At 71.8% G+C, this 16,305-nt stretch carries 17 protein-coding genes; 13 read left to right on the top strand and 4 right to left on the bottom strand.

What is annotated here, in order from left to right:
* Nucleotides 1-23: 23 nt before the first annotated feature.
* Nucleotides 24-1,367, bottom strand: coding sequence for a D-arabinono-1,4-lactone oxidase (locus ACFY6S_RS06975; protein WP_388823666.1), 1,344 nt, complete (start codon nt 1,365-1,367; stop codon nt 24-26).
* Nucleotides 1,303-2,574, bottom strand: a complete 1,272-nt coding sequence (locus ACFY6S_RS06970; protein WP_388823664.1) for an MFS transporter — start codon at nt 2,572-2,574, stop codon at nt 1,303-1,305. Before ACFY6S_RS06970 ends, ACFY6S_RS06975 begins: the two co-directional genes overlap by 65 nt.
* Before the next feature lie 146 nt (nt 2,575-2,720).
* On the opposite strand from ACFY6S_RS06970, the gene ACFY6S_RS06965 reads away from it, so the two are divergent.
* Both ACFY6S_RS06965 and ACFY6S_RS06960 read left to right on the top strand, forming a co-directional pair.
* Nucleotides 2,721-3,848, top strand: coding sequence for a ferrochelatase (locus ACFY6S_RS06965; RefSeq protein WP_388823662.1), 1,128 nt, complete (start codon nt 2,721-2,723; stop codon nt 3,846-3,848).
* Nucleotides 3,849-3,859: 11 nt separating this feature from the next.
* Nucleotides 3,860-4,675: an inositol monophosphatase family protein gene (locus ACFY6S_RS06960; protein WP_388823660.1), complete on the top strand. Its 816-nt coding sequence runs from the start codon at nt 3,860-3,862 to the stop codon at nt 4,673-4,675.
* A gap of 202 nt (nt 4,676-4,877) precedes the next feature.
* Here ACFY6S_RS06960 and ACFY6S_RS06955 read toward each other — a convergent pair whose 3' ends face one another.
* The gene (locus ACFY6S_RS06955) at nt 4,878-5,054 is read right to left on the bottom strand and encodes a hypothetical protein (RefSeq protein WP_199566112.1); all 177 of its coding nucleotides are present in this window, start codon (nt 5,052-5,054) and stop codon (nt 4,878-4,880) included.
* A gap of 333 nt (nt 5,055-5,387) precedes the next feature.
* On the opposite strand from ACFY6S_RS06955, the gene ACFY6S_RS06950 reads away from it, so the two are divergent.
* The 4 genes from ACFY6S_RS06950 (at nt 5,388) to ACFY6S_RS06935 (ending at nt 8,911) form a co-directional block, all read left to right on the top strand.
* A complete protein-coding gene (locus ACFY6S_RS06950) occupies nt 5,388-6,041 on the top strand; it encodes a response regulator transcription factor (RefSeq protein ID WP_388823657.1) in 654 nt (217 codons plus the stop codon).
* A 5-nt stretch (nt 6,042-6,046) separates the two neighbouring features.
* Complete coding sequence (locus ACFY6S_RS06945; RefSeq protein ID WP_388823655.1) at nt 6,047-7,279, top strand: sensor histidine kinase; 1,233 nt, start codon at nt 6,047-6,049, stop codon at nt 7,277-7,279.
* A gap of 404 nt (nt 7,280-7,683) precedes the next feature.
* Nucleotides 7,684-7,980, top strand: a complete 297-nt coding sequence (locus ACFY6S_RS06940; RefSeq protein ID WP_030350183.1) for a DUF4193 domain-containing protein — start codon at nt 7,684-7,686, stop codon at nt 7,978-7,980.
* A 13-nt stretch (nt 7,981-7,993) separates the two neighbouring features.
* Nucleotides 7,994-8,911, top strand: a complete 918-nt coding sequence (locus tag ACFY6S_RS06935) for a hypothetical protein (protein WP_388823653.1) — start codon at nt 7,994-7,996, stop codon at nt 8,909-8,911.
* A 30-nt stretch (nt 8,912-8,941) separates the two neighbouring features.
* On the opposite strand, the gene ACFY6S_RS06930 is transcribed toward ACFY6S_RS06935, so the two are convergent.
* Nucleotides 8,942-9,481 carry a DUF3093 domain-containing protein gene (locus tag ACFY6S_RS06930; protein WP_388823651.1) on the bottom strand — a complete coding sequence of 180 codons (540 nt, stop codon included), beginning with the start codon at nt 9,479-9,481 and terminating at the stop codon, nt 8,942-8,944.
* Nucleotides 9,482-9,632: 151 nt separating this feature from the next.
* On the opposite strand from ACFY6S_RS06930, the gene ACFY6S_RS06925 reads away from it, so the two are divergent.
* From ACFY6S_RS06925 to ACFY6S_RS06895, 7 genes are all read left to right on the top strand, one after another.
* The gene (locus tag ACFY6S_RS06925) at nt 9,633-10,175 is read left to right on the top strand and encodes a PaaI family thioesterase (RefSeq protein WP_388823896.1); all 543 of its coding nucleotides are present in this window, start codon (nt 9,633-9,635) and stop codon (nt 10,173-10,175) included.
* A complete protein-coding gene (gene dut, locus ACFY6S_RS06920; RefSeq protein WP_388823649.1) occupies nt 10,172-10,696 on the top strand; it encodes a dUTP diphosphatase in 525 nt (174 codons plus the stop codon). Before ACFY6S_RS06925 ends, dut begins: the two co-directional genes overlap by 4 nt.
* A gap of 1 nt (nt 10,697) precedes the next feature.
* Nucleotides 10,698-11,486 (top strand): DUF3710 domain-containing protein, encoded by a 789-nt coding sequence (locus tag ACFY6S_RS06915; RefSeq protein WP_388823647.1) that lies wholly within the window; start codon nt 10,698-10,700, stop codon nt 11,484-11,486.
* A gap of 325 nt (nt 11,487-11,811) precedes the next feature.
* Complete coding sequence (gene kdpF, locus ACFY6S_RS06910; protein ID WP_037727062.1) at nt 11,812-11,901, top strand: K(+)-transporting ATPase subunit F; 90 nt, start codon at nt 11,812-11,814, stop codon at nt 11,899-11,901.
* 3 nt (nt 11,902-11,904) lie between these two features.
* Nucleotides 11,905-13,569 carry a potassium-transporting ATPase subunit KdpA gene (kdpA, locus tag ACFY6S_RS06905; protein WP_388823645.1) on the top strand — a complete coding sequence of 555 codons (1,665 nt, stop codon included), beginning with the start codon at nt 11,905-11,907 and terminating at the stop codon, nt 13,567-13,569.
* On the top strand, nt 13,566-15,617 hold the full coding sequence (gene kdpB / locus ACFY6S_RS06900) for a potassium-transporting ATPase subunit KdpB (RefSeq protein WP_388823643.1): 2,052 nt from the start codon (nt 13,566-13,568) through the stop codon (nt 15,615-15,617). The genes kdpA and kdpB overlap by 4 nt, the downstream gene beginning before the upstream one ends.
* Nucleotides 15,618-15,631: 14 nt before the next feature.
* On the top strand, nt 15,632-16,303 hold the full coding sequence (locus ACFY6S_RS06895; protein ID WP_388823641.1) for a potassium-transporting ATPase subunit C: 672 nt from the start codon (nt 15,632-15,634) through the stop codon (nt 16,301-16,303).
* Nucleotides 16,304-16,305: the final 2 nt, after the last annotated feature.

Raw genomic sequence — 16,305 nt, 5'->3', positions numbered from 1 at the left:
GCCGCCGGGCGGCGCCGCGCGCGTCAGTCTCCGAGGACGCGCCGCAGGTAGTCGTTGCCGAACAGTCGGTCCGGGTCAAGCCGGTCCCGTACCGCCGTGAACTCGGCGAAGCGCGGATAGACCCCGGACAGATACTCCGCGTCCCTGGTGTGGATCTTTCCCCAGTGCGGCCGCCCGCCGTGCGCGGTCATGACGCGCTCCACGGCGGTGAAGTAGGCGCGGTGCGGCGTCCCTCGGTACAGATGCGCCGCGATGTACACGGTCCGGCGGCCCGAGGCGGTCGAGAGCGCGATGTCGTCGGCGGGCGCCGTGCGTATCTCCAGCGGAAAGCTGATCTTGAGCGGAGAGCGCTCGATCATCGCCTTGATCTCGCGCAGCGCCCCCATGGCCGCCTCCTCCGGCAGCGCGTACTCCATCTCCAGGAAGCGCACCCGGCGCGGCGAGGTGAAGACCTTGTAAGGGACGTCCGTGTAGGTACGGGCGGAGAGCGCCCGGCTGGAGACCCTGGCGAGCGCGGGGATGGCCGCGGGCACCGCCCGCCCCAGCGAACAGGCCACCTGGAAGGCGCCGTTGGAGAGCAGCTCGTCGTCGACCCAGCCGGCGATCCGGCCGGGAGGGGCCGCGGGACCGGCGCTGCGGTTGTTGCGCTTGGTGTTGCAGTTGCCGGTGTGGGGGAACCAGTAGAACTCGAAGTGCTCGTTCTCGATGACGTGCTGGTCGAATTCGGCCGTGACCCGGTCGAAGGACATCGGTTCCTCCCGGGCCGAGAGCAGGAAGACCGGCTCCACCGCGAAAGTGATCGCCGTCACCACCCCGAGCGCGCCGAGACCGACCCGCGCCGCCGCGAAGACGTCCGGATTCTCGTCGGCCGAGCAGCGCAGCGGGGTGCCGTCGGCGGTGACGAGTTCCAGCGCGCGTATCTGGGCGGCGGTCGAGGCCGAGTCGCGGCCGGTGCCATGGGTGCCGGTCGAGGTGGCGCCCGCGACGGTCTGCTCCATGATGTCGCCCATGTTGGTGAGGGAGAGACCCGCGGCGGCCAGCGCCACGTTCAGCCGCTTGAGCGGGGTGCCGGCCGCCACGGTGACCGTCCCCGCCGCGCGGTCGATCTCCCGGATTCCGGTCAGCAGATCGGGCCGTATCAGCACCCCGTCGGTGGCGGCGGCGGTGGTGAAGGAATGGCCCGTGCCGACCGCCTTCACCCGGAGCCCCTCCTCGGCCGCCGCGCGCACCACCGCCGTCACCTCCGCGACCGAGGCGGGGGAGAGCGCGCGCGCCGGGCGCGCGGCCACGTTTCCCGCCCAGTTACGCCACGTACTCCCCGGCTGTGTTCGCCTCGGTCCGCTCGCGCCCCTCGGAATCCCGGTCATCGGTCCCGTGCCCTCCCCGCGTCGGTACCGGCCCGCGCAGCCGGCGATACCCGAGGAACGCCACCACGGCCGCGACCGCGCCCGCCGCGACGGGCACCGCGTACCCCGCCCGCGCTCCGGCGGCGTCCACCACCCACCCGGCGGCCGACGAGCCGAGCGCCACGCCCACCGCGAGCCCGGTACTGGTCCAGGTCATGCCCTCGGTCAGCTTGGTGCGCGGTACGTGCGCTTCGACGAGGGCCATCGTCGTCACCATCGTGGGAGCGATGGACAGGCCCGCGACAAAGAGCGCCACGGCCAGAAACGGCAGGTTCCCGGCCAGTTGGAGGGGGATCATACTCACGGCCATCGCGCAGACCCCCACCAGCCACCGCCGCGAGGCCGGTCCGCGCGGACTCAGCAGCCCGAACACCACCCCCGCCAGGCAGGACCCGAGCGCGTAGACGGCCAGCACCAGGCTCGCCGCCGCCTTGTGCCCCCGCTCCTCGGCGAACGCGACCGTCACCACGTCGATGCCCCCGAAGATCCCCCCGGTCGCCAGGAAGGTGGCCACCAGGACCCGCAGACCGGGGGAGCGCAGCGCCGAACCGCCGGTGTGCCGCTCCCTGGGCTCGGGTACGGGCTCGGTGCCGCGCTGCGCCGTCAGCCACACCACCCCGGCCAGCAGGAACACGGCGGCCAGCAGCGGGCCCGCCGCCGGGAACCAGGCCGTCGAGAGCCCGATGGAGATGATCGGGCCGAAGATGAAGCAGAGTTCGTCGACGATCGACTCCCAGGCGTACGCCGTGTGCAGCTCGCGCGGGGAGCCCCGGTAGATCGCCGCCCAGCGCGCCCGGACCATCGCCCCCACGCTCGGTACGCACCCCGAGCCCGCCGCGAAGACGAACAGGGTCCAGTCGGGGGCGCCCCGCTGGGCGCAGAGGAGCAGCCCCCCGACGGCCGCGACCGCCACCAGGGCCGCCGGGCGCAGCACCCGCGCCTGGCCGTGCCGGTCGACCAGCCGGGAGATCTGCGGACCGAGCACGGCGGCCGACATGGCGAGCGTCGCCGAGAGCGCTCCGGCGAGCCCGTAGCGCCCGGTGAGCTGCGAGATCATCGTGACGATGCCGATGCCCATCATGGCGAGCGGCAGCCGCCCGAGCAGGCCGGCGGCGCTGAATCCCTTGCTACCGGGAGCGGCGAAAACAGCGTGATACGAACTGGGCAACGGAACGCTCCGGTAAGGATTGAATCTGGCCGGTACAGATTACGGTCACGCGCCGCCGACGCGTCCCCGCCGCCCCGCCCGCCGCTTCCGCCGCGTCGGGCGGGGGCTGCTGTCCGCCGGGGCCGGGCTGATGGCAGGATCGAAACATGGCCGACCAGCACGCGAACCCCCCCTACGACGCCCTGCTCCTGCTGTCCTTCGGCGGCCCCGAAGGGCCGGACGACGTGGTTCCGTTCCTCCGGAACGTGACCCGGGGCCGGGGCATCCCCGAGGAGCGGCTCAAGGAAGTGGGGCAGCACTACTTCCTGTTCGGCGGTGTCAGCCCGATCAACGACCAGAACCGCGCCCTGCTGGACGCGCTGCGCGCGGACTTCGCCGAGCACGGCGTGGATCTGCCGGTCTACTGGGGCAACCGCAACTGGGCGCCGTACCTGACCGACACCCTGCGCGAGATGGCCGCCGACGGCCGGCGCCGGATCGTCACCCTCGCCACCAGCGCGTACGCCTCGTACTCCGGCTGCCGCCAGTACCGCGAGGACCTCGCGGGCGCGCTCGTCACCCTGGCCGAGGAAGGCGTCGAACCGCCCCGGGTGGACAAGCTGCGCCACTACTTCAACCACCCCGGCTTCGTCCTGCCGATGGCCGAGAGCGTGCTCGCCTCCCTCGCCGACCTGCCCGAGGACGTACGGGCGGGCGCGCACCTCGCCTTCACCACCCACTCCATCCCGGACGCGGCGGCCGACACCTCGGGCCCGGCCGAGGAGCACGGCGCGGGCGGCGCCTACGTGGCCCAGCATCTCGACGTGGCCCGGCTGATCGTGGACATCGTCCGCGAGGAGACCGGTGTCGCGTACCCCTGGCGCCTCGTCTACCAGTCGCGCAGCGGCGCCCCGCACGTCCCGTGGCTGGAGCCGGACATCTGTGACCATCTGGAGGCGCTGCACGGCGAGGGGGTCCCCGCCGTCGTGATGGCCCCCATCGGCTTCGTCTCCGACCACATGGAGGTCCTCTACGACCTCGACACGGAGGCCACCGCCAAGGCCGCCGAACTGGGACTGCCGGTGCGCCGCTCGGCGACCGTCGGCGCGGATCCGCGCTTCGCCGCGGCCGTACGGGACCTCGTCCTGGAGCGCGCCGCCACCGAGCGGGGCGAACCGGCCGAACGCTGCGCCCTGGGCGCGCTCGGCCCGAGCCACGACCTCTGCCCGGTCGGCTGCTGCCCCGCCCGGGCGCCCAGGCCCGCCGCCGCGGGCGCCGACAGCCCGTACGCCTGAAGGAGCCCGCTGTGACCGACGCCCCGCCCGACCCGGCCCTCGCCGGGGAACTGCTCGACCTCGCCCTGGAGGCGGCGCGCCGGGCCGGCGCCCTGCTGCGCGACGGCCGGCCCGACGACCTCGCCGTGGCCGCCACGAAGTCCAGCCCCATCGACGTCGTCACCGAGATGGACATCGCCGCCGAGAAACTGATCACCGGCTTTCTCGCCGAGCGCCGCCCCGACGACGGCTTCCTCGGCGAGGAGGGCGCCAGTACGACGGGCAGCACCGGCATCCGCTGGGTCATCGACCCCCTGGACGGCACGGTCAACTACCTCTACGGGCTGCCCACCTGGGCCGTCTCCATCGCCGCTGAGCGGGACGGCGAGACCCTCGCCGGGGTCGTCGAGGTGCCGATGCGCGGCGAGACGTTCCGCGCCGTGCTCGGTGGCGGAGCCTTCCTCGGCGACCGCCGGCTGGCGACCCGCCCGGCGCCTCCACTGGAGCACGCGCTGGTGTCCACCGGCTTCAACTACGTCACCACCGTCCGCAGCCATCAGGCGGACGTCGCCCAGCGGCTGATCCCGCGGCTCAGGGACATCCGGCGCGGCGGTTCAGCGGCCGTCGACCTCTGCGACGTCGCGGCCGGCCGGCTGGACGGCTACTACGAGCGCGGGCTGCACCCCTGGGACCTGGCCGCCGGAGCCCTGATCGCCCGCGAGGCGGGCGCGCGCACCGCCGGGCGGCCAGGGACACCGCCCGGCTTCGATCTCACCGTGGCGGCCCCTCCAGGCGTCTTCGAGCCCCTGCTGGAGCTGCTGGAGGAGTACGGCGCCTGGCACGACTGAGGCGCCACGCCCTCCAGGGCACAGGAAAGGGGCCCCGGTGCCTTCCCCTCGGCGCCGGGGCCCCTTCCGTGTCCTGCTGCGTGTGCTGCTGTTCGTACTGGTATCGGTGCTCTGCGTGCTCTATGTGCGCTGAGTATCGACTACGGCTCTTACTGTGCTGGCCCCTGGCTCGTACGCGCCGGAGCGGGCGCGGTGTGCCGGATCAGGCGCCGCTGGCGGCGCCGACCTCCACTCCGTGTTCCGCGGCGAGCCGGCGCAGGTCTTCCAGCTCCTCCTGTTCGACATCCGCGAGGAAGTCGTCGCCCGTCTCCCGGGCATGGGTCAGATCGGTCTCCGTGGCCTTTATGCGCTGAAGAAGCCCGGCGGTGAACGCGTCCATTGCGCCCCCTCGTCGTGGGTCAGTGGCACGGGGTGTGCCGACGGCGGGAAGATCACAGTCCCTCTGTCTACTGGAGGACAGCCGTCCGGGGGCCGGACAAAGGTGTGGCAAGCCACAAACAGGGCGTGATCTCGGGTGTGAAGTCGTCTTCCCCGGCGTTTGCCTCCGAGAAACCTCAACGCAACAACAAATCCGCGCCATTCCCGGCCGCCGCAGGTCACCGGCATCGTCTTACGGCCGGTTTATGGCCGATACGGGCAGGATGGGGCCGCACATGCACTGCCAGCGCCTGCCCTGATCACGGGTGACGGGCCCAGAGGAAGGAACAACGACGTGCGCGTACTCGTCGTCGAGGACGAGCAGCTGCTCGCCGATGCGGTGGCCACCGGGCTGCGCCGGGAGGCCATGGCCGTAGACGTCGTGTACGACGGAGGGGCGGCCCTGGAGCGGGTCGGCGTCAACGACTACGACGTGGTGGTGCTCGACCGCGACCTGCCCGTCATCCACGGCGACGACGTCTGCCGCAGGATCGTCGAGCTGGGCATGCCCACCCGCGTCCTCATGCTCACGGCCTCCGGCGATGTCAGCGACCGGGTCGAGGGGCTCGAACTGGGCGCGGACGACTACCTCCCCAAACCGTTCGCCTTCAGCGAGCTGACCGCCCGGGTGCGGGCCCTCGGCCGGCGCACCACGGTCCCGCTGCCCCCCGTACTGGAACGCTCCGGGATCAAGCTCGACCCCAACCGGCGCGAGGTCTTCCGGGACGGCCGGGAGATCCAGCTCGCGCCCAAGGAGTTCGCCGTCCTGGAGGTCCTGATGCGCAGCGAGGGCGCGGTCGTCTCCGCCGAGCAGCTGCTGGAGAAGGCGTGGGACGAGAACACCGACCCGTTCACCAACGTCGTACGGGTGACGGTCATGACGCTCCGCCGTAAGCTCGGCGAGCCGCCCGTGATCGTCACCGTGCCCGGCTCCGGCTACCGGATCTGATGCCCGTGGCCACCACCCCGGCGCCGCCCACCGCGCCCCCGAAGCCCACCTGGGACCCCAGGCGTCCCGAGCAGAGCCTTCCGTGGGTGCGTCCGACCATCCGGATACGTCTGACGCTGCTCTACGGCGGGATGTTCCTGATCGCGGGCATCCTGCTGCTCTCGATCATCTATCTGCTGGCCGCGCAGGCCCTGCACGTGGGCAGTGAGCTGCCCTTCAAGATCGTGAGCGGCAAGGTCAGCAGCGATGTCTGCAACTTCCCCGACCAGGCGCCCCCCGAGCAGTTCAACGTCGCGATGAACACCTGCGTCAACCACCAGCGCCAGCAGGCGCTGGACGATCTGCTCAGCCGCTCGCTGTTCGCGCTGGTCGGGCTGAGCGTCATCGCCTTCGCCTTCGGGTACGCGATGGCCGGGCGGGTCCTGTCGCCGCTGGGCCGCATCACCCGTACCGCGCGCCGGGTGGTCGGCTCCGACCTGGCGCGCCGGATCGAGCTGGACGGCCCGGACGACGAACTCAAGGAGCTGGCCGACACCTTCGACGAGATGCTGGAGCGCCTGGAGCGGGCCTTCACCGCGCAGCAGCGCTTCGTCGCCAACGCCTCGCACGAGCTGCGCACCCCGCTGGCGATCAACCGCACCCTGCTGGAGGTCCATCTCTCCGACCCGGGGGCCCCGGTGGAGCTCCAGCAGCTCGGCAGGACGCTGCTGGCCACCAACGAGCGCAGCGAACAGCTGGTCGAGGGGCTGCTGCTGCTGGCGCGCAGCGACAACCAGATCGTGGAGCGCAAACCGGTCGACCTCGCCGAGGTGGCCACGCGCGCGGTCGACCAGGCCCTCTCCGAGGCGGAGGCGAAGGGGGTCGAGATCCGCGGGCACCGCGTACCCGCGGTCGTCCAGGGCAACGGTGTCCTGCTGGAGCGGATCGCCCTGAACCTCGTGCAGAACGCGGTCCGGTACAACATCCCCGAAGGGGGATGGGTGGAGGTCACCACGGAGTCCCAGCAGGGCCAGGCGGTCCTGATGGTCTCGAACACCGGTCCCGTCGTTCCCGCGTACGAGATCGACAATCTCTTCGAGCCGTTCCGGCGGCTGCGTACGGAACGGACCGGGAGCGACAAGGGGGTGGGCCTCGGCCTGTCGATCGCCCGCTCCGTGGCCCGCGCCCACGGCGGGCGCATCGTCGCCGAACCCCGTGAGGGCGGTGGACTGATGATGCGGGTCACTCTCCCGGTCTGAGAGACTGCGGGCAGTGATAGGGACGGAGGATCGCTTTGTTCGCTTTACGCGGAATTTTCCGGACCGTTTCACCGGATGGATATGTGTGATCGATCACAGGGTCGAATTCCCGCCTCTCCACTCTGCGTGATCATGCCTTCCGTGGAAGGCCGGTAAAGTCCGGGTTTCCGGGGGGCGGGATCACGGGAAGTACACGGGGTGGCGCCCGTGAGGTACGACAGGGGGACCGTGTACGGTCCCCCTCGCCACCCGAAGCCGATCACTCCTCGTGAGTGCGGCTGGGTGTCGATTCAGTAACAGACCTTGATGTGAGGCAAAATCTCCGCCTCGGGTCGGGCACAAGTCCGGCCCCTCACGCGTTACCCGCGCTGAGACACCACAGATACCCAGAGGGGGAGAGCGACATGGCAACGGATTACGACACCCCACGCAAGACCGACGACGACGTCGATCAGGACAGCCTTGAGGAACTGAAGGCCCGTCGGAACGACAAGTCGACTTCAGCGGTCGACGTCGACGAGTTCGAGCAGGCCGAGGGCCTGGAACTGCCCGGCGCGGATCTCTCCAACGAGGAGCTTTCCGTCCGGGTCCTGCCCCGCCAGGCCGACGAGTTCACCTGCATGAGCTGCTTCCTCGTGCACCACCGCTCCCAGCTGGCGAGGGAGAAGAACGGTCAGCCCATCTGCCGCGACTGCGACTGAGTCGGGACCGGCCGTGGCAGACGACTCACCGTCCAGGAAACGGCGCTTCCGACGCAAGGACTCACCGGAGGCGCAACAGGGCGGCACCGGCCCGGCAGAAGGCGTCGAGCCCCCTGCCGAGCACTCCGCCGCCCTGCTGCCCCGACACGGCACGCACGAGGACGAGCGGGGCCTTCCGGCCTCGCTCGAATCCGGCCGGAACGACCACGACGGCCCCATGACCGGGGGCCGGCGGCTGGCCGGTGTACGACGGGGAGTACGCAGGGGGAGCGAGGGCGCGAAGGCGGCACTCGGCCATCTCGCCGACGTGATCATCGACAACGCGCCCCGCGTCCCGGTCCGCGATCTGGCCACCCTGCGGCGGCAGTTCCCCGGGCTGGGCCCCGAGGAGCTGGCGGACAAGCTGGTCGCGGGCGCCGCGAACAGCAGCTCCACCGTGGGCGCGGGCGTCGGCGCCGCGGCCATGATGCCCGTACCGCCCGCCATGCCGGCGGAGCTGGCCGCGGAGATCACCGCCGTCGCCGCGATCGAGCTGAAGCTCATCGCGGAGCTGCACGAGGTCTACGGACTGCGGCCCCCCGGCACGCTCAAGGAGCGCAGCGCCGGCTATCTGACCTCCTGGACCCAGGAGCGCGGCGTCGACATCACCAAACCGGCGAGCTTCAACGGCGTCCTCAGCGGTCCGATGAAGCGCGAGCTGCGGCACCAGATCACCAAGCGCATGGTCCGTACCCTGCCGAACCTGGTCCCGTTCATGGTCGGCGCTGCCGTCGGCGCGATGATGAACCGGCGGGACACCAAGAAGGTCGCCGAGCACATCCGCAAGGATCTGCGCGCCCGCCAGATCCCGTGGGACGCGCTGCCGTCCTTGCCGCCCCTCGAAGGGCCCGGGACGCTGCCCCCTGCGCCGAAGGGGGAGCTGGGCGGCTGACGCCCGCCCCTCCCGGCCCGGCTGTCCGGCTCAGCCGTCCAGAGCGCTCCCGGCGCCACCCGGCGAACCCTCGCGGGAGCCGGTCGAGCCGGCCGCTTTGACGGTCCCCGCGGAGTCCGCCCGTGCCGCGTCCAGCGCCTTCAGGAGCCCCCGCGGATCACGCGTCGAGAGGTACAGGTACGGCGTCGGGTCCGCCGGATCCGTGACCGTCACCCGCAGCGCCGTCGGCACATAGCCGCGCAGCAGCATGAAGGCGCGCGGGTCGGCCTTGTGCAGCCGCCAGGCGATCGTCTCCTCGGGGTCCAGCACCTCGCCCTCGCCCAGCGCCGACACCGGGATCCGCGCGTCGCCCGCGACCAGCGAGTCCGCCACCACTCTGATCCGCGCCGAGCCGTAGGAACTGACCCCGGCGGCCGCCAGCCCGCCCGCCCCGATCAGGCCGCCGAGCAGCGGCAGCGCACCCAGCGGCAACAGCATCAGACCGCCCGCGAGGGAGATCAGGGCGGCGATGCCCCACCACGAGCGGGGTGCGGTCAGACGTTCGTCGTAGCGTGCGACGGAAGGCTCCATGGAGCCAAGCTTGGCACGGTGCGGTACGGGGGCGACCGCGCGGGTAAGGTCTGCGCCTGTGAGTAACGTGCCAACCACGGGAACCCCGTCCGGGCCCGACCCCGCGCCGCCGCCGGCGGGACCGGGACCGCTGACGCCGCCGTCCGACGCCGTGCCGCCGGTGCGCCACCCCGAGGCCCCGGCCCCGGGCGAGCCGCTCGGCGCGCACTACGAGCACTGCTTCGGCTGCGGTGAGGCACAGCCGCACGGGCTCCGGCTGCGGGCGCGGGCCGGCGAGGGCGTACGTATCACCGCCGAGTTCACCGTCAGGCCCGAGCACCAGGGCGCCCCCGGTCTGGCGCACGGCGGCGTCCTGGCCACCGCGCTCGACGAGACACTCGGCTCGCTGAACTGGCTGCTGCGGGTGATCGCGGTGACCGGCCGGCTCCAGACCGAGTTCCTCCGGCCCGTGCCGGTCGGCACGGTGCTGCATCTGGACGCCGAGGTCACCGCCGTGCACCGGCGCAAGATCTACTGCACGGCCACCAGCAGGATCGGCGGCCCCGAGGGGCCCGTCGCCGTCCGTGCCGACGCGCTTTTCATCGAGGTCAGGGTCGATCACTTCATCGACAACGGCCGCCAGGAGGAGATCCGGGCCGCGATGGCCGACCCGGACCAGGTCAGGCGCGTGCGCGCCTTCGAGGTGAACCCATGAGCCCCGCCCCCACCGGCCCCGTCGACGTGCTGATCCGCCGTATCGACCCGGAAGCGCCGCTGCCGTCGTACGGGCACCCCGGCGACGCCGGCGCCGATCTGGTCACCACGGCCGCCGCCGAGCTGGCGCCCGGCGAGCGGGCGGTGCTGCCCACCGGCATCTCCATCGCCCTGCCGGACGGCTACGCGGCCTTCGTGCACCCCCGCTCCGGGCTGGCCGCCCGCTGCGGCGTCGCTCTCGTGAATGCCCCCGGGACGGTGGATGCCGGGTACCGTGGAGAGATCAAAGTGATCGTGGTCAATCTGGACCCCCGCGAGAGCGTGCGGTTCGAGCGGTTCGACCGGATTGCCCAACTGGTCGTCCAGCAGGTCGAGAAGGTCCGCTTCCACGAGGTGGCGGAACTCCCCGGCTCGGCGCGGGGCGACGGGGGCTTCGGGTCCACCGGCGGCCATGCGGCCGTGGGTGGGGTACAGGGTGGGAATCGATACGCTTCGGTCGTATCCGACCGGGAAGGACAGTGACGTGTTCGGACGTCGCAAGAAGAGTGGTTCCGCCGAGGACACGGCGGACGCAACGGGCGAGACCGAGCAGGTCGACGGCTCCGCGGACGACAGTGCGGACGCCGCCGCCGGTGAGCCGGGGGACGCTCCCCGCCGGGTGAACCTTCCGCCGGCCCCTCGGCCCGACGGTCCCTGGGACCTCTCGGAGGTCTCCAAGCCCGACGAGGGCCGCGTCGACCTGGGCGGCGTCTTCGTGCCCGCGGTCGAGGGCATGGAGCTGCGCGTGGAGGTCGCCGGTGACGCGATCGTCGCCGCCACGGTCGTCGTGCGCGACAGCGCCGTACAGCTCCAGGCGTTCGCCGCGCCCAAGAAGGAGGGCATCTGGGGCGAGGTCCGCGAGGAGATCGCCACCGGCATCACCCAGCAGGGCGGCATCATCGACGAGGTCGAGGGCCCGCTCGGCTGGGAGCTGCGCGCACAGGTCCCCGTCCAGCTGCCGGACGGCACCGGAGGCGTACAGCTGGTGCGCTTCATCGGCGTCGACGGCCCGCGCTGGTTCCTGCGCGGAGTGATCTCCGGGCAGGGCGCGGTGCAGCCCGAGGCCGCCGGGCTGCTGGAGCAGATCTTCCGGGACACCGTCGTCGTACGCGGCGAAGGGCCGATGGCCCCCCGCGACCCGATCGTCCTCAAGCTGCCGGACGACGCGCAGATGGTCGCCGAGGGCGTCCAGCAGGAGGAGCAGGAGAGTTCCCGCTTCTCCGGCGGCATGGGCCAGCTCCAGCGCGGCCCGGAGATCACCGAGGTGCGCTGACCCGCCTCCCACACCTCCGACCGGTGGGCCGCATCCCTTCCCAGGGATGCGGCCCACCGGTTTTCGCGCTGGTCACGGTGGTGCGCCAGGCAGGTGCCCGGGCGGCGATCCGGGTGCCGGGCGTAGGAGATCCGTCAAGCCGGAGCCCCGGCGAGTATGAGACCCGTCAAGGAAGCCGGCACCCGCCGGAACAGCGGGTTTGCTCAGGGAGTCCGCTTTCTCCCGCACGCATCCAGGAGCACCCGATGGCCGATACGGCCCTCGTCGTCACCACACTCGCGGTCTTCGCGCTGGTGGCCCTCGTCGCCAAGGGGGTGACGAAGCTGTGACCGCCGAGAACATCGTCGGCCTGGTCGTCGCCGTCGCCCTGCTGGGCTATCTCGTCCTCGCGCTTCTCTTCCCCGAGAGGTTCTGAGCGATGAGCCCCGTCCTCGCCGGTGTGCTCCAGCTGCTCGCGCTCGTCGTGGCGCTCGCGCTGGCACACCGCCCGCTCGGTGACCACATGGCCCGGGTCTACGGCTCGGCCCGCCATCTGCGGCCCGAGAAGTGGATCTACCGTGCCATCGGCGCCGATCCCGCCGCCGCCATGCGCTGGCCCGCCTATCTGCGCGGTGTCCTCGCCCTCTCCGCGGCGAGCGTCCTCTTCCTCTACCTGCTCCAACGCGTCCAGGGCGCGCTGCCGGGCTCGCCCGGCTTCTCCTCGATCGGCCCCGACCAGGCGTTCAACACCGCCGCGTCGTTCGTCACCAACACCAACTGGCAGTCCTACTCCGGCGAACAGGCCATGGGGCACCTCGTGCAGACCGGGGGGCTCGCCGTCCAGAACTTCCTGTCGGCCGCCGTCGGCATGGCCGTCGCGGTGGCGCTGGTCCGCGGCTTCGCGGCCTCCCGGGGCGGCGAGCTGGGCAACTTCTGGGTCGACCTGGTGCGCGGCACCGTACGGATCCTGCTGCCCCTCTCCCTCGTCGGCGCGCTGGTCCTGGTGGCCTGCGGCGCGATCCAGAACTTCGCCGGCATCCATGAGGTCGGACAGTTCATGGGCGGCTCGCAGCAGTGGAACGGCGGCGCCGTCGCCTCCCAGGAGGTCATCAAGGAGCTGGGCACCAACGGTGGCGGCTACTTCAACGCGAACTCGGCCCATCCCTTCGAGAACCCCGGCGGTGTCTCGAACCTCTTCGAGATCTTCCTGATCCTGCTCATCCCGTCCGCGATGACCCGCACCTTCGGCCGGATGGCCGGCAGCCTCCGGCAGGGCTACGCGATCCTCGCCGCCATGGTGGTCATCTGGATCGGCTTCACCGCGCTGATGATGTGGACCGAGTTCCACCACGGTGGCCGGGCCTTCGACCTCGCCGGGGGCGCCATGGAGGGCAAGGAGGTCCGCTTCGGGATCGGCGGCTCGTCGATCTTCGCGGTGGCCGCCACGCTCACCTCGACCGGCGCCGTCAACTCCTTCCTCTCCTCGTACACCGGGTTCGGCGGCGGCATCGCGATGCTGGGCATGCAGCTCGGCGAGATCGCCCCCGGCGGTGTCGGCTCCGGCCTCTACGGGATGCTGGTCATGGCCGTCATCGCGGTGTTCCTGGCCGGTCTGATGGTCGGACGCACCCCCGAGTACCTGGGCAAGAAGATCGGCACCCGCGAGATCAAGCTCGCCGCGTGCTACCTCCTGATCACCCCGGCGCTGGTGCTCTGCTTCACCGCCGTCGCCGTCGCGCTGCCCACTGCGGGCAGCTCCGCGGCCAATCCGGGGCCGCACGGGTTCTCCGAGATCCTCTACGCGTACACCTCCGCCGCCAACAACAACGGTTCGGCGTTCGCGGGACTCGCCGCCGACACCCCGTGGTTCAACACCACCCTGGGGGTGGTGATGCTGGTGGGCCGCTTCGTGCCCATGGTGTTCGTCCTCGCGCTGGCCGGCTCACTGGCCGGGCAGCGCCCCGTACCCGAGAGTCTGGGCACGCTGCGTACGGACAAGCCCCTGTTCAGCGGGGTGCTCGTCGGTACGATCATGATCGTCGCCGGTCTCACCTACTTCCCCGCGCTCGCGCTGGGCCCCCTGGCCGAAGGACTGGCGACATGACCGTGCGACCCACCGGGGCTCCCTTCGGGGCCCGCCGGCTGATCGGCTCCCTCCCCGGGGCGATCCGCAAACTCGACCCCCGCACCATGGTGAAGACCCCCGTGATGTTCGTGGTCCTCGTCGGATCCGTGCTCAGCACCGTCTTCGCCGCGCTCGACCCGGACGACTGGTTCGGCTGGGCCGTCGCCGGCTGGCTCTGGCTGACCACCGTCTTCGCCAACCTGGCGGAGGCCGTCGCCGAGGGGCGCGGCAAGGCGCAGGCGGACACCCTGCGCAGGGCCAGGACCGACACCGTCGCACGCCGCGTGGTCCCCGGCGGCGAGGAACGGGTGCCGGGGACCGGACTCGCCGTCGGCGACCTCGTCGTCTGCGAGGCGGGCGACATCATCCCGGGCGACGGCGATGTGACCGAAGGCGTCGCCAGCGTGGACGAGTCGGCGATCACCGGCGAATCGGCCCCGGTCATCCGGGAGTCGGGCGGCGACCGATCGGCCGTCACCGGCGGCACGAAGGTCCTCTCCGACCGGATCGTCGTCAGGATCACCACCCGGCCGGGCGAGACCTTCATCGACCGGATGATCGCCCTGGTCGAGGGCGCGGCCCGGCAGAAGACGCCCAACGAGATCGCCCTGAACATCCTGCTCGCCTCGCTCACGGTCGTCTTCCTCCTCGCGGTCGTCACCCTCCAGCCCTTCGCCACGCACGCCGGCGGACCGCAGCCGATGATCGTGCTGATCGCGCTGCTGGTCTGCCTCATCCCGACCACCATCGGCGCGCTGCTCTCCGCGATCGGCATCGCCGGTATGGACCGGCTGGTACGGCGCAACGTGCTCGCGCTGTCCGGGCGCGCGGTCGAGGCCGCGGGCGACGTCTCGACGCTGCTGCTCGACAAGACCGGCACCATCACCCACGGCAACCGGCAGGCCGCCGAGTTCGTCCCGGTCCACGGCGTGGACACGGACCGGCTCGCCGCCGCCGCGCTGCTCTCCTCGCTGGCCGACGAGACCCCCGAGGGGCGTTCCGTCGTCGCACTCGCCACCCGGCGCTACGGGGTGCCCGAACGCCACCGGAGCGAGCTGACCGGCGCCGAGTGGGTCGGCTTCACCGCGCGCACCCGGATGTCGGGGGTCGGCGTCCCCGAGGGGGACGGCTTCCGCGAGATACGCAAGGGGGCGGCCGGCTCGGTCGTCGCCTGGGTCGAGAAGCGCGGCGGCCGGGTCCCCGAGGACGCCCTGACCCTCACCGACACCATCGCGCTGGCCGGCGGAACCCCCCTGCTGGTGGCCGAGGAGGACCGTGCCGGGGCCCGGGTCCTCGGCGTGATCCACCTCAAGGACGTGGTCAAGGAAGGGATGCGGGAGCGCTTCGAGGAGCTGCGCCGGATGGGGATCAGGACCGTCATGATCACCGGGGACAACGCGCTGACCGCCAAGGCGATCGCGGCCGAGGCCGGGGTGGACGACTTCCTGGCCGAGGCCACCCCGGAGGACAAGATGGCCCTCATCCGGCGCGAACAGGCGGGCGGGCAGCTGGTCGCGATGACCGGCGACGGTACGAACGACGCCCCGGCGCTGGCGCAGGCGGATGTCGGCGTCGCCATGAACACCGGCACCTCCGCCGCCAAGGAGGCCGGGAACATGGTCGACCTGGACTCCGACCCGACCAAGCTCATCGAGATCGTCTCCATCGGCAAACAACTGCTCATCACCCGGGGCGCCCTGACCGCCTTCTCCCTCGCCAACGACGTCGCGAAGTACTTCGCGATCATCCCCGCGATGTTCGTCGCCCTCCATCCGGGGCTCGACGCGCTCAACATCATGGGCCTGTCCTCGCCCCGGACGGCGATCCTCTCCGCGGTCGTCTTCAACGCGCTGATCATCGTCGCGCTGGTGCCCCTCGCCCTGCGCGGCGTGCGCTACCGCCCGATGAGCGCCGACCGGCTGCTCAGAAGGAACCTGGGGATCTACGCCCTCGGCGGCCTGATCGCACCCTTCGTCGGCATCAAGATCATCGACCTGCTCCTCTCCCTCATCCCCGGCATCGGGTGAACGGTGTGACTTCCATGAACAGCTCCGTACGCGACGCCGCACGGCTCCTCGGGGCCGGCTCGCGCGCACTCCTCGTCCTGACCGTCCTGTGCGGCGTGCTCTACCCGCTGGCCGTCACCGGCCTCGCCCAGGGCCTCTTCCCCCACCAGGCCAACGGCTCCGAGGTCACCGAGAGCCGCTCGGGCCGGGTCGTCGGCTCGTCCCTGATCGGACAGCGCTACGACCTGCCGCCGCGCGAGGGCCACGCCCCGGCCCCCGACCTGCGCTGGTTCCAGCCGCGCCCCTCCGACGGCCTCGGCACCAACACCGTCAACGAGCGGTACCGGCTGCTCCTGTCCGGGGCGACCAACCTGGCGGGCGACAACCCGGAGCTGATCCGGTCGGTCGAGGCCGCCAGGACCGCCGTCGCCGAGGACAACTCCACCCCGGGCCACCCGGTCCGCCCCGCGGAGATACCCGCCGACGCGGTCACCTCGTCGGGCTCCGGCCTCGACCCGGACATCTCGCCCGCGTACGCCCGTCTCCAGGCCCGCCGCGTCGCGGAACGCAACCAGCTGCCCCCGCGGCAGGTGGAGCGGCTGGTCGAGGAGCACACCGACGGGCGGGTCCTCGGCTTCGTCGGGGAGCCCCGGGTGAACGTCCTCGCGCTCAACACCGCGCTGCGGGAGCTGGTGGCGGCCGGGTAACC

Source organism: Streptomyces sp. NPDC012835, from assembly GCF_042900885.1.
Taxonomy (GTDB): Bacteria; Actinomycetota; Actinomycetes; order Streptomycetales; family Streptomycetaceae; genus Streptomyces.
The sequence above is the reverse complement of the archived record's forward strand: the minus strand, read 5'-3'. Positions and strand labels throughout refer to the sequence as shown.

Excerpts from the sequence above, each read along its gene's own strand:
- ACFY6S_RS06975 (WP_388823666.1), bottom strand. The coding sequence starts at position 1,367 with ATGACCGGGATTCCGAGGGGCGCGAGCGGACCGAGGCGAACACAGCCG.
- ACFY6S_RS06965 (WP_388823662.1), top strand. The coding sequence starts at position 2,721 with ATGGCCGACCAGCACGCGAACCCCCCCTACGACGCCCTGCTCCTGCTG.
- ACFY6S_RS06955 (WP_199566112.1), bottom strand. The coding sequence starts at position 5,054 with ATGGACGCGTTCACCGCCGGGCTTCTTCAGCGCATAAAGGCCACGGAG.
- ACFY6S_RS06940 (WP_030350183.1), top strand. The coding sequence starts at position 7,684 with ATGGCAACGGATTACGACACCCCACGCAAGACCGACGACGACGTCGAT.
- ACFY6S_RS06930 (WP_388823651.1), bottom strand. The coding sequence starts at position 9,481 with ATGGAGCCTTCCGTCGCACGCTACGACGAACGTCTGACCGCACCCCGC.
- dut (WP_388823649.1), top strand. The coding sequence starts at position 10,172 with ATGAGCCCCGCCCCCACCGGCCCCGTCGACGTGCTGATCCGCCGTATC.
- kdpA (WP_388823645.1), top strand. The coding sequence starts at position 11,905 with ATGAGCCCCGTCCTCGCCGGTGTGCTCCAGCTGCTCGCGCTCGTCGTG.
- kdpB (WP_388823643.1), top strand. The coding sequence starts at position 13,566 with ATGACCGTGCGACCCACCGGGGCTCCCTTCGGGGCCCGCCGGCTGATC.
- ACFY6S_RS06895 (WP_388823641.1), top strand. The coding sequence starts at position 15,632 with ATGAACAGCTCCGTACGCGACGCCGCACGGCTCCTCGGGGCCGGCTCG.